This is a genomic window from Bordetella sp. FB-8, from assembly GCF_000382185.1.
GTDB lineage: Bacteria > Pseudomonadota > Gammaproteobacteria > Burkholderiales > Burkholderiaceae_B > Bordetella.
Map to the genome: position 1 here is coordinate 1,168,733 of NZ_KB907784.1, position 12,605 is coordinate 1,181,337.

Genomic DNA, 12,605 nt, shown 5'->3' on the forward strand with positions numbered 1-12,605 from the left:
CTCAAAGGGAGCCAAGCATGGAACAGTTTCACGCCACCACCATTATCTGCGTGCGCCGCGGCGATCAGGTCGCCCTGGGCGGAGACGGCCAGGTCACCCTGGGCAATATCGTCATCAAGGCCACGGCCCGCAAGATCCGCCGTCTCTACCACGACAAGATCCTGGCCGGCTTTGCCGGCGCCACCGCCGACGCCTTCACCCTGCAGGAGCGCTTCGAGGCCAAACTCGAAAAACACCAGGGCAACCTGATGCGCGCCGCCGTCGAACTCACGCGCGACTGGCGCACCGACCGCGTCCTGCGCCGCCTGGAAGCCATGCTCATCGTGGCCGACGCCGAGCACACCCTGGTCCTCACCGGCACCGGCGACGTGCTCGAACCCGAGCACGGCCTGGCCGCCATCGGCTCGGGCGGCGCCTACGCCCAATCGGCCGCCCTGGCCCTGCTGCACAACACCGAGATGGCGCCCGCGGAAATCGTCAAGAAGTCGCTGGAAATCGCCGGCGACCTGTGCATATACACCAACCAGAATCACCTCGTCGAGACGCTGTAAGAACGCTTCGCCCCCCACGATGCAGCAAGCCGAGGACCCCGGAGCAATCCGAAGCACAGGGGCCTTCTAGCCCCCGAGCATCGGAATTGCGCAGGGCAGCCTCGGCGTCTAAAGAACGCAGCTAACGACGGCGGCCCAAGCCCTGGGCAGCTCAAGAACCCATACACCCCGGAACGCAAACGACATGTCCGCCTCCACCATGACCCCCGGAGAAATCGTCTCCGAACTCGACAAATACATCATCGGCCAGCACAACGCCAAGCGTGCCGTCGCCGTGGCGCTGCGCAACCGCTGGCGCCGCCAGCAGGTCGCCGAACCCCTGCGCCATGAAATCCACCCCAAGAACATCCTGATGATCGGCCCCACCGGCGTGGGCAAGACCGAGATCGCGCGCCGCCTGGCCAAACTGGCCAACGCGCCCTTCATCAAGATCGAGGCCACCAAATTCACCGAGGTCGGCTACGTCGGCCGCGATGTCGACACCATCATCCGCGACCTCACCGAGTTCGCGGTCAAGCAGTCCCGCGAACAGGAAATGCGCCGCGTGCGCAGCCACGCCGAGGACGCCGCCGAAGACCGCATCCTGGACGTGCTCGTGCCGCCCTCGCGCAACGCCGCGGGCGAACCCGAGCGCAATAGCGAAAGCCCCACGCGCCAGACTTTCCGCAAACGCCTGCGCGAAGGCCAGCTGGACGACACCGAAATCGAGATCGACATCGCCCAGCCCGTGCCGCAGCTGGACGTCATGTCGCCTCCCGGCATGGAGGAAATGGCCGAGCAACTGCGCGGCATGTTCGCCGGCCTGGCGCGCGACAAGACCAAGCCCAAGAAGGTCAAGATCAAGGACGCCTTCAAGCTCATCATCGACGAAGAAGCCGGCAAGCGCATCAACGAAGACGACATCAAGACCGCCGCCGTCGTCAATGTGGAGCAAAACGGCATCGTCTTTCTGGACGAGATCGACAAAATCGCCGCGCGCCAGGAAACCGGCGGCGCCGACGTCTCGCGTCAGGGCGTGCAGCGCGACCTGCTGCCGCTGGTCGAGGGCACCACGGTCAACACGCGCTACGGCATGGTGCGCACCGACCACATCCTGTTCATCGCCTCGGGCGCCTTCCATCTGTCGCGCCCGTCCGATCTCATCCCCGAACTGCAGGGACGCTTTCCCATCCGCGTCGAACTCGAATCGCTCACCGCCAAGGATTTCGTGAGCATCCTGTCCGACACCGATGCCTCGCTCATCAAGCAGTACTCGGCGCTGCTGGACACCGAAGACGTGCACCTCGAATTCACCGACGAGGGCATCGAGCGGCTGGCCGAACTGGCCTTCTCGGTCAACGAGCGCACCGAAAACATCGGCGCCCGCAGGCTGTACACCGTGATGGAAAAGCTGCTGGATGAACTGTCCTTCGATGCCGGCGCGCACGGCGGCAAGACCGTGAAGATCGACGCGGCCTATGTCGACGCGCAGCTGGCCGACGCGGCGGCCAACCAGGACCTGGCGCGCTACGTGCTCTGAGTTCAAGGGCGCCGATCGTCTTCGGCAAGCATGCAGGCCGCTGCCGCACGGCAGCGGCCTGCATCAGAAGCGAGAACAGCGTTGTCCGCGCCGGGAGCGCGAGATTAAGGCAACCCTGGCGTTTTGGGCCGAAGGGTTAGAAAAAACAGCGTAACGGGGGAATCTGGGCCAGGCTTGGTCAGAATCGGTGTCGCTCTGCTGGATTGGCGGTTGGTTTTTCAATTATTTAGTAAAAATTCATCGCCACCGCGCTATCCTGGCGGCATGCTTTGCGGCCGGGAACCCTTCCGCGCTTAAATCCATCCGCCTTCAAAGCCTCGTGCCCCCAGAACAAAACAGCGGCTAGAAAGCGAGCAACCATGCGCCATTGAAACCATGCATCCCACTCGCGTGTCCTCGGAGTTTCTGCGCTCGCTGATCGAAAGCAGCAACGATGCGATCGTGTCCAAGACGCTGGGCGGCATTATCACCAGCTGGAATCCCGCCGCGGAGAAAATGTTCGGCTACACCGCCGAGGAAATGATCGGGCAATCGGTGAAAAGGCTTTTCCCCGCGCAACTGCGCGATGAAGAAGACCACATCATCGCGCAGATCGCGGCGGGCAAACGGGTCGAACATTTCGAAACCGTGCGCCTGCGCAAGGACGGCAGCACCTTCCCGGTATCCGTTACCGTATCGCCCATACGGGACGAGTCCGGCATCATCATCGCCGCCTCGAAAATCGTGCGGGACATTACCCTTCGGCGAACCCTCGAAGACCAGATGCGCCTGTCCGAGACGGTATTCAATTTTGCCACCGAGGCGATCATCGTGGCGGACGCCGATGGGCGCTTCATTCATGTGAACAAGGCATTCACGCAAATCACGGGCTATGGCCTGGAAGACGTAATAGGAAAGACGCCCGCGATCTTTCGCTCCAGCCGCCAGGCACCGGAAATCCAGCTCAAGATGCTGGGCGAGCTGAAGGCAACCGGGTATTGCCAAGGCGAAATCTGGAGCCGGAAAAAGACCGGCGAAGCGCTGGCCGTGTTGATAAACATCAGCCGCGTGCAAGAGCAGGACCACCTGCCTGGACGCCATATCGCCGTCTTCGCGGACATCACCGGCCTACGCGAACAACAAGAACTGATGGAGCGCATGGCGCACTTCGATTCGCTCACGGACCTGCCGAATCGGCTCTTGCTGGCCGAACGCCTGGAGCGCAGCCTGCTCAGGGCCGAAAAAGAGCAATCCGAAGTGGCGGTGGCCTACCTCGACCTGGATGGATTCAAAGACATCAACGACCACTATGGTCATGCCGTCGGCGACGAAGTCTTGGCGACGGTGGGGCGGCGTATGGCATCCGTGCTGCGTGACAGCGACACCGTGGCGCGCGTCGGAGGAGACGAGTTCGTGCTTCTCATCGAATCGCGCGACGCACAGGAGGAATATCTCGGTGCGCTGCACCGCGTTCTTCAGATTTGCAAAGAGCCGATGCGAATCAGAGACCGTCTCATTACCCTGAGCGCAAGTGTCGGCATTACCGTTTTCCCGCGCGACGCATCCGACCCCGACGTGCTGGTACGGCACGCCGATCTGGCCATGTACGAGGCCAAGCAATCGGGGCGCGATCGTATGCAGTTTTTTGATCCGGAACAGGATAAAAAAGCCAAACAACGCTACGAACTGATCAAGGGCGTCTCACGCGCATTGGAAAATCAGGAACTGTTTCTGGAGTACCAACCTAAAGTCGATATCGTCACCGGAAAAATTTATGGCGCCGAGGCGCTGATCCGGTGGCGCACCCCGGATGGCCAGGTCATCTACCCGGGCGACTTCATCCCTTTGATCGAAGATATGCCCATCATCGATGAAGTGGGCGACTACGTAATCCAGCGCGCACTCGTGCAAATTGAAAAGTGGTTCGCGCTGGGGCACGCGCTGTGCATCAGCGTCAATATCGCGCCTCACCATTTTCTTTCTCCCACCTTTGCATCGCGTCTGCGGGAACTGACCCGGCCCTACCGAGACCTGTTGGCCGGCCGCAAGTTGCTGGAGATAGAAATCATCGAAACCCAGAAATTTCTCGACTTGCACGTGGTCTCGACGATCATGCAGACTTGCGCCAACATGGGCATCGGCTTTTCGCTGGATGATTTCGGAACCGGCTATTCTTCACTGCTCTATCTGAAAGAGCTGCCGGCCGAAACCATCAAAATCGATCAAAGTTTCGTGGCCGGCATGGCCGACAACCAACACGACCTCTTTCTGGTGCGCGCCATATTGGGCTTGGCGCAGGCGTTTCGGCGGGAAGTGATCGCCGAAGGCGTGGAAACGAAGGAGCAGGCCCGGATGCTGGTGGATATGGGCTGCTCGAATGTACAAGGCTACGGCGTTGCGCCCCCCATGACGGCAGACAAGTTCGAGCAATGGTGCGGCCAATGGCAGGATCGGATCAGTCCGGACCTGCTGCAAACCGGCCTGGCATTTCCGGGCCTTTGAACCCGCGGTTCGCAAAAGCCGGCATTACTCGAAATGCGAACCCCGCAATGGGCCGCGGCGCTGCGGGGCCGAGCCTTAGGCAGCGGCGGGCCGACCGAAGAACGGGTAGTTCGGATCGTTGTACCCATGCGCCGACGCATGCCCCGGCGTCACCCAATCGTCGACCATGGCTTCTTGCTGGGCGTTGACCGCCACATCCAGCGCGCCGTAATAGTCCAGCATCTGCGCCAGCGTGCGCGGCCCGGCGATGACGCTGGTGACGATAGGGTTGGCCAGCACCCAGGCCGTGGCGAAGTGCCCCGGCTTGATGCCCTGGCCTGCGCAGTAGGCCACCAGTTCCTGGGCGATCTTGAGCGATTCCTCGCGGAACTCCGTATCCATGATGCGCTTGTCGCCGCGCCCGGCGCGCGTGTCGGCCGCCGGCGCCTGCCCCGGCGCGTACTTGCCCGTAAGCACGCCGCGCGCGATCGGGCTGTAAGGCACCACGCCCAGGCCAAAATGCGCGCAGGCCGGCAGGATTTCCACTTCCGGCATCCGGTTGAGCATGTTGTAGTAAGGCTGGCACACCACGGGCTTGGGCACGCCCAGCTTCTCGCACAGGCTCACCATCTCGGCGATGCGCCAACCGCGGAAGTTGGACACGCCGAAATAGCGCAGCTTGCCCGCGCGGATCAGCTCGCCCAGCGCCAACACCGTCTCCTCCAGGTTCTCGGCGTGATAGTCGCGGTGCAGATAAAGAATGTCCATATAGTCGGTGCCCAGGCGCCCGAGGCTCTGCTCCACGCCCTGTACCAGCCACTTGCGCGAATAGCGCCCGTGATTCCGGCCCTTGTCGAGCGCGTTGCCGATCTTGCTTGCCAGCACCCAGTCGTCGCGGTCCTGGGCAATGAGCTTGCCCACGACTTCTTCGGACCGGCCGCCGTTGTAAACGTCAGCCGTATCGATGAAATTGATGCCGTGCTCGCGCGCGCAGGCCACGATGTCGGCGGCCGCCTCGAAAGGCGACTGCTCGCCGAACATCATGGTCCCCAGGCACAGCCGGGATACGTCCAGATTGCTCTTGCCCAGACGACGATATTGCATGACCTGACTCCTCTATGCTTGAAACGCGACGGGTCAAGTCTACATCGGACGGCTGACGCTAAAGCACCACCGACACCATGTGATGCCCGTGCAGGGCGCGGTAGAGCGCGTCGAGTTGTTCGCGCGAGGTGGCGCGGACCGTGAAGGTCAGCCCCAGGTAGTTGCCGCCCTTGCTCGGGCGCATTTCGACGGTGGCCGGATCGAATTGCGGGTCGAACTGCAGCACGATCTCGGTAAGCGTCTGCGCGAGATCGGGATGGTGCCTGCCCATGACCTTGATGGGAAAGTCGCTGGGATACTCGATCAGCGATTCTTCTGGCGGGATCTGCATGTTTGCTCCCTTTTAGCGGTATTTCAAAGCGCCGCGACAAGCGCATCATAGCGCTCGCGCAGCGCGGCATACACCGGCCCCGGCTTGCCCGAACCCACCGGCTTGCCGTCGATGCGGACCACGGGCAGCACTTCCTTGGCGGCCGAAGTCAGCATGATTTCCGCGGCGGCCAGCACCTCGTCCCGGGACAGCTTGCGCGCCTCGAAAGGCACGCCGGCCTGCTCGGCCAGTTCGCCCATCAGGCCATAGCGTATGCCCTCCAGGATCAGGTTGTTCTTGGGTGGCGCCAACAAGGTGCCGCCGATCACCACCCAGGCATTGCATGCCGAACCCTCGCTCAGATAGCCGTCGCGGAACATCACCACGTCGTCGACGCCGGCGTCCGTCGCGGCCTGCTTGGCCAGCACATTGCCCAGCAGCGAAATCGACTTGATCTCGCAATGCAGCCAGCGCTCGTCCGGCAAGGTGATGACGGACAGGCCCTGCTCGCGCTGGGCCTGGGTCGGCAGCACCAAGGTATTGACCATGCCGAACACCGTCGGCGTGACCGGCTCCTTGGGAAAGCCGTGGTCCCGCTTGGCCACGCCGCGCGTCACTTGCAGGTACACCAGACAGGTGGGCGCCGGCGCGCGCGCGATGAGCTGCCCGATCAGGGCCGTCCAGCCGGCGCGATCGCGCGGGTTGGCGATGCGGATGGCCGCCAGGCTGCGCTCCAGGCGATCGAGGTGATGTTCGATGCGAAACGGCTTGCCGTCGTAGACGGGCACCACCTCATAGATGCCGTCGCCGAAGATGAAGCCGCGGTCGAGCACCGAGATCCTGGCCTGGCCGATCGGCATGAATTCGCCGTTCAGATAGACCTGGCTGTCGCTCGCCATGCCGGGGATGATCATGCACGTTCCTGCAGAATGGAAAAGAAAAACTCGCCGACCGGCGGCGAGCATCGCGATGCGCGAACGCGGCCGGCCCGGCGCGATGCCGCGCCGGCCACCACCGCTTATTTGCTGGCGAAATGCCGCTTGATCGAGTCGATCATACGACCGATGAATCCGGCGCGCCCGACCGCGGTCTGCGCCACCAGCGGCTCGGTCCGCACGACCTTGCCGTCCAGCGTGAGATCGAGCGTGCCCACCTTCTGGCCCTTGGCCAGCGGCGCCAGCAGCGGATCAGGATAATGCGCCACGGGCTTGATGTCGCCGGTCTTGCCGCGCGGCACGGTCAGCCACACCGGCTTGGGCGGCCCCAGGCGCACCTTTTCGGACTGGCCCTCCCAGACACGCACGTCCATGCCCGGCTGGCTCTGGCCGTACAGCCTGACGTCGTCGAAATTCTGGAAGCCCCAGTTCAGCAGCTGCAGGCTGTCCTGCGAACGCGCCGTGGCGCTGGGCGTGCCCAGCACCACCGTCAGGATACGGCGGTCGCCGCGCAGCGCGGTGGCGATCATGCAATAGCCGGCCGCGTCGGTAAAACCGGTCTTCATGCCGTCCACCGACGAGTCGGCCCACAGCAGGCTGTTGCGGTTGGGCTGCTTGATGTTGTTGTAGGTGAATTCTTTTTGCTTGAAGTAGTGGAACAGCGTCGGGTGGTCGTTGATGATGTGCGCGGCCACGATGGCCAGATCGCGCGCGGTGGTCATGTGCTGCGGATCAGGCAGGCCGTCGACGTTGTCGAAATGCGTATTGCGCATGCCCAATTTCTGGGCTTGTTGGTTCATCAAGGTGACGAAGGCGTCGGTGCTGCCGGCCACGGCCTGGGCCAGGGCCACCGCGGAGTCGTTGCCCGAATCGACGATCAGGCCCTGCAGGAGCTGATCGACCGTGACCGGCAGGCGCGGCTGGATGAACATGCGCGAGCCGCCCGTGCGCCAGGCCTTCTCGGACACCGTCACCTGCTGGTCGAGCGGCAGGCGGCCCTCATCGACCGCGTCGGCGGCCAGGTAGAAGGTCATGAGTTTGGTCAACGACGCAGGCGGGACCTGCATGTCGGCATTGGACTCGGTCAGTATCTGGCCGCTGGTGATGTCGACCGCGATCCACGCCTTGGCGTCGAGCGAGGGCGCGGGCACCACGGAAAGGCTGCTCACGTCCAGCGCCTTGGGGTCGACGAACGCAAACGAGGAGGAGGAAAGCCCCGCGATGCGCGTAGACGCGGCGGTGGCGGAGGAAGCGGCAGGCGTCGCGTCGGCCGCACAGGCTGCGGGCACGCCCACGGCAAGGATCGCCGCCGGCATCAACAGGCTCGCTACGGCAAGACGGGCATAAGACGGGGATAGCTTCTTCATCAGCGACAACATCCAGTACGTAAAAAGACAAGCGAAGACAAGCGCGCGTACGGCGGGCAATAGCGTGCAATTATAGGCAGCCGCTTTACGGCGACGACGGCATGGACGCACCCCATTTTGCAAGAAATGCAATGTATTTGTTGCGTGTGATGACAACGCTTCGGATTGCCCGGCCCTATCGCCAGCGCACGACAACAATCGGCCAGGGGTCAAGCTGCTAAGGCAACCGTCAACTTATCCAGCACCAGTTGCCGCAGGATGAGCAGCTTGCCGTGAAAGAAGTGCGACGCATCGGGAATGACGACTACGGGTAGGCTGCGCGCGCGCGCCCAGTCCATGGTTTCGGCGCAAGGCACGACTTCATCCCGTTCGCCATGCACCATGAACGTGTGCGCCGGCGCCGGGATGTCCGCCGGCTGAAAGCGCTGCACGGCGGCGCCGGCCAGTATCAGCGCCACGGGCAGGCGCGCATCGCCCGCGGCCGCCAGCCCGGCATGCAGGCCAGCCGCAACAGAGGTGCCGAAGGAAAACCCGCCCAGCACCCAGGGCTGGGCGGCCAGCGTGGGATGGCGCGCGCGAAACTGCGCCACCAGCGCCCGCATGTCCTGGGTCTCGCCTATCGATTTGTCGAACGCGCCTTCCGAGGCGCCCACGCCGCGAAAGTCCGGCCGCACAGCCACCAGTCCATGCTGCAGGCAGGCCCGGGCGATGGTCGTCACCACCTTGTTGTCGCGCGCGCCGCCTTGCAGCGAGTGCGGATGCAGCACCAGCGCCCAGCCGCGCGGCGCGCCCTCGGGCCAATCGAGCGCGCAGTCGATGCGCCCCGCCGCGCCTTCGAAACCGACGATTTCAGTATGTATTGCCATATCGATCCGTTCTTCTTCAGTCCTGGCCCATGCGGCCGGTCTCAGTGCAGCGCGCCGCCCAGCCAGGCCGCCAGTTCATCGGCCGCCGCGTCGGTGGCCTGGCGGAGCGCGCGCGCTCCGCCGCCGGCATCCTGGGTTGCGGCGGCGGCCGAGCAGCGCACCCGCTTTTGCGCGATCACCTGGCCATCGGCCCGCAGCAGCACCGCCTGCAAAGCCACTTGTCCGGCACTCGTGGCGCCGTCGGACGAGAACACCTGCTCGAAACGCGTCAGCGTCACCTGCAATCGGGGCAGGCCGACCGCGTTGTCGGGTAGAACCGGCCCCAGGCGCGCCAGGCGTTCAGTCAGGCGCAGCCTGACCAGATCCGGCGGCGGCACGGACCAGCGCGACCGGGCGTAGAGCCTGGGACGGTCGCCATGGGCCACGCGCCAGATCATGCCCGTATCGCCCAGCGTGGGCGCAGCATCGAAAATCAGCGCAACCGGCTTGTGCGCCTGCGCCCCCGCGGGTGCCGGGCCTTCCCCGGCCCCCAGGTCGTAGAGCACGGGCGCCGGCCCCACCCTGCCCAGGCTGCAGCCGGCCAGGGCCAGCGCAAGACACAAGACGCCCATCCATTTCACGCGGCTCTGCATCGAAGGCCTCATCGCTTTTCTCCAAACCCGGCAAACCCAGCCTCGCCCGGCCCCGGCTGCGCCGGCGGCAGGCCGAACAACAGCGATTGCGGCGTATCGCCCACACGGCGCAGAATGGACGAGGCGCCGCGCGCCGTCTCGCCCACCTGGCCGGCCATGTCGCTGACATCGGGCAGGGTTTGCGTGTTCAAGCGCGCCGCGGCCAGGCTGATCTGGCGCAGGCTTTGCGTGGCCGAGGCCAGCACCCCATCGGGCGCGGCAAGCCGGGCCAGCGCGGCACTGGCCCGGCGCGCGGCATCGCTCGTCTGCATCGCCGCGGCGTCCAGGCTCTTGACGAGCGGCCCCAGGCTGGCGCTTGCCGCCTTGATCTGCGCGGAGACCTGCTCCGCATTCTGTAGCGTCGCCGAGACGGCCTGCATGTTCTGCGGCGAAAGTAGCCGCTTGACCTGGCCGGCCGCCTGGTCGAGGTCGTCCAGCAGTCCACTGCCTTTTTCCTCGATCCGCTCGAGCAGGCCCGGCTGCAGGGGAATCCGCGCCGGGTGCGCGGCCGATGTCTGCAGGCGGTGCGTGGACGTACCCGGGTCATGCAGCGCGACCACGCCCAGGCCTGTGATGCCCTGCATGTCGAGCTCGGCCCAAGTCCGGTCGGTGATGGGCGTGGTGGGCTTGACGGCAATGCGGATGAGCACGCGGCCCGGCCGCTCCTGGTCCAGCGTCATCGACTCCACGTGTCCCACCGGCACACCCTGGAACCGCACGGACGACTGCACCGACAAGCCGCCCACCGAATGCGCCGAAACGATGTCGTAGACCACCACGGCCTTCTTGTCGTGCTCCAGCCAGATCGCCACGATCACGGCCGCAACGATCAGGGCGAGTGTGAATATGCCCGCCATCAAGGCATAACTACGATTCTCCATGCCCCACCTTCTCTTCAGATAACAGCGCACCCAGGGCGCGGCGGCCGCGCTCGCCCAGGAAAAATTCCCTGATGAAGGGATGATCCACCCGCACCACCCGCTGCAACACGTCGCATGCGATCACGCGCTTGTCGGCCAGTACCGCCACACGAGAGGACAGATCGACCAGCGTGTCCAGATCGTGCGTGATCATCACCACCGTAAAGTCCAGCTCGCGATGCAAGGCGCGCACCAGCGCCACGAACTCGTCCGAGCGCTGCGGGTCCAGGCCCGACGTGGGCTCATCCAGGAACAGCAGGCTCGGGTCCAGGGCCAGAGCGCGCGCCAGGGCCACGCGCTTGACCATGCCGCCGGACAGATCCGAAGGCGGCTTGCCCGCGTCCTGCTCAGTCAATCCCACCATGGCCAGGCGGCACATTACAACCTCGGCGATGAGGTCCTCCGGAAACGCGCGCAGCTCGCGCAGGGGCTGAGCCACATTGTCGAACACCGACAGCGCCGAGAACAGCGCCCCCGCCTGAAACAGCATGCCCCAGCGCCGCGACAGGCGCCGGAATTCCACCTGCTTCATCTCGTAAAGGTCGTGTCCGAGCACCCGCACCACGCCGGCCGCGGGCCGGTCCAGCCCGATGATGGCGCGCAGCAGCGTGGTCTTGCCCGAGCCCGAGCCGCCGACGATGGACAGAATCTCGCCTTGCCGCACGCTCAGATCCAGATTGTCGTGCACGACATGCTCGCCGAACGCCGTGCGCAGGCCGCGCACCGAAATCACGGGATCGTCTGTGGCATCGCCCATCACAGCCCCACCGAACTAAATAGAATCGCATACATCGCGTCCACCAGGATCACAGCGGTGATCGAGGTCACCACCGACGTCGTCGTGCCCTGCCCCAGGCTCTCGGTATTGGCCTTGATGCGCAGGCCGAAGTGGCAGGAAATCAACGCGATCAGCGCGCCGAACGTGGCGCCCTTGAGCAGGCCTATGCCGTAGTTCGTCATCGAGATCGCATCGGGCAAGGCGCGCAGGAACCACATCACCGAAAGATTGAGCTGCGCCTTGGCCGCCAGCGCGCCGCCCAGCAGGGCCAGAGCATCCGTCCAGAGCACCAGCAGCGGCATGGAAATAGTCAGCGCCACGGCGCGCGGCAGAATCAGGCGGCGGCTGTGCGAAATGCCCATCACCTGCATGGCGTCGAGTTCCTGCGTCACGCGCATCACCCCGATCTCGGCCGTGATGGCCGATCCCGAACGCCCCGCCACCAGGATGGCCGCCAGCACCGGCCCCAGCTCGCGCACGATGGACACGCCCAGCAGCTGCACAATGAAGCGGTCCGCTCCGAACACGCGCAATTGCTGCGCCGACAGATACGACAGCACCACGCCGATCAGAAAACCCACCAGGGCCGTAATGCCCAGGGCCTGCGCGCCGGTGTGATAGACCTGCGCGGAAATCGGCTTCCAGGGCACCCGCCAGCGCCGGGCCAGCAGCCCCAGGAAATCCAGCACCAGTTGGCCAAACAACACGAGCATGGCCCGGCCGTTCTCGGCCGCGTTGCCCCACATGTCGCCGATCTTGCGCAACCATTCCAGTCGGTCGACCCGCTGGCGCGGCGCGGCGAATGCCTGCCCGGCATGATCGGCCAGCACCTGGAACACCAGGCGCTGCCTGTCGGACAGGTGCGCCCGCGTGGGCAGCTTGCCGCCCCAGGCATGCCAGATCAGGTGCGCGCCCACGGTATCGAGCCGCGTCACGCCCAGCAGGTCCCAATCCATGTCCTGCCCCACGGGCGGCAATTCCTGCCGCCGGTAGGTCACGGCCCCCGCCTCGGCCAGGGCCACCGCCGTCCAGTCTCCCGCCAGATAACACACGCCGCCGTCGCGGCGTACGGGCTGCACTGGGGGGATCGAAGCGCTGGGCATGGATGATCGACAACAGCGAAA

The 12,605-nt window shown here is 64.8% G+C and carries 12 protein-coding genes; 3 read left to right on the plus strand and 9 right to left on the minus strand.

The annotated features are described in order from the left end of the window. The first annotated feature begins 17 nt into the window (after positions 1–17). The 3 genes from hslV to H143_RS20020 all read left to right on the plus strand — a co-directional run bounded on the left by hslV (position 18) and on the right by H143_RS20020 (position 4,551). On the plus strand, positions 18–551 hold the full coding sequence (gene hslV / locus H143_RS0105505) for an ATP-dependent protease subunit HslV (protein ID WP_019937236.1): 534 nt from the start codon (positions 18–20) through the stop codon (positions 549–551). A gap of 184 nt (positions 552–735) precedes the next feature. Further along, positions 736–2,070 carry an ATP-dependent protease ATPase subunit HslU gene (gene hslU, locus H143_RS0105510; RefSeq protein ID WP_019937237.1) on the plus strand — a complete coding sequence of 445 codons (1,335 nt, stop codon included), beginning with the start codon at positions 736–738 and terminating at the stop codon, positions 2,068–2,070. 375 nt (positions 2,071–2,445) lie between these two features. Continuing rightward, positions 2,446–4,551 carry an EAL domain-containing protein gene (locus H143_RS20020; protein ID WP_019937238.1) on the plus strand — a complete coding sequence of 702 codons (2,106 nt, stop codon included), beginning with the start codon at positions 2,446–2,448 and terminating at the stop codon, positions 4,549–4,551. A 75-nt stretch (positions 4,552–4,626) separates the two neighbouring features. On the opposite strand, the gene H143_RS0105520 is transcribed toward H143_RS20020, so the two are convergent. The 9 genes from H143_RS0105520 to H143_RS0105565 all read right to left on the minus strand — a co-directional run bounded on the left by H143_RS0105520 (position 4,627) and on the right by H143_RS0105565 (position 12,584). Further along, positions 4,627–5,634, minus strand: coding sequence for an aldo/keto reductase (locus tag H143_RS0105520; protein WP_019937239.1), 1,008 nt, complete (start codon positions 5,632–5,634; stop codon positions 4,627–4,629). Positions 5,635–5,692: 58 nt separating this feature from the next. Continuing rightward, entirely contained in the window at positions 5,693–5,965 is a 273-nt protein-coding gene (locus tag H143_RS0105525; RefSeq protein WP_019937240.1) for a DUF493 family protein, read from the minus strand. Positions 5,966–5,988: 23 nt separating this feature from the next. Further along, positions 5,989–6,858, minus strand: coding sequence for a D-amino acid aminotransferase (locus H143_RS0105530; RefSeq protein ID WP_019937241.1), 870 nt, complete (start codon positions 6,856–6,858; stop codon positions 5,989–5,991). A gap of 104 nt (positions 6,859–6,962) precedes the next feature. Then, complete coding sequence (locus H143_RS0105540) at positions 6,963–8,246, minus strand: D-alanyl-D-alanine carboxypeptidase family protein (RefSeq protein WP_026349761.1); 1,284 nt, start codon at positions 8,244–8,246, stop codon at positions 6,963–6,965. A gap of 209 nt (positions 8,247–8,455) precedes the next feature. After that, a complete protein-coding gene (locus H143_RS0105545; protein ID WP_019937244.1) occupies positions 8,456–9,112 on the minus strand; it encodes an alpha/beta hydrolase in 657 nt (218 codons plus the stop codon). A 41-nt stretch (positions 9,113–9,153) separates the two neighbouring features. Then, a complete protein-coding gene (locus tag H143_RS0105550; RefSeq protein ID WP_019937245.1) occupies positions 9,154–9,756 on the minus strand; it encodes an ABC-type transport auxiliary lipoprotein family protein in 603 nt (200 codons plus the stop codon). Beyond that, positions 9,753–10,664: an MlaD family protein gene (locus H143_RS0105555; protein WP_026349763.1), complete on the minus strand. Its 912-nt coding sequence runs from the start codon at positions 10,662–10,664 to the stop codon at positions 9,753–9,755. Before H143_RS0105555 ends, H143_RS0105550 begins: the two co-directional genes overlap by 4 nt. Next, on the minus strand, positions 10,651–11,460 hold the full coding sequence (locus H143_RS0105560; protein WP_019937247.1) for an ABC transporter ATP-binding protein: 810 nt from the start codon (positions 11,458–11,460) through the stop codon (positions 10,651–10,653). Before H143_RS0105560 ends, H143_RS0105555 begins: the two co-directional genes overlap by 14 nt. Further along, positions 11,460–12,584: an ABC transporter permease gene (locus H143_RS0105565; RefSeq protein ID WP_019937248.1), complete on the minus strand. Its 1,125-nt coding sequence runs from the start codon at positions 12,582–12,584 to the stop codon at positions 11,460–11,462. Before H143_RS0105565 ends, H143_RS0105560 begins: the two co-directional genes overlap by 1 nt. Positions 12,585–12,605 lie beyond the last annotated feature (21 nt).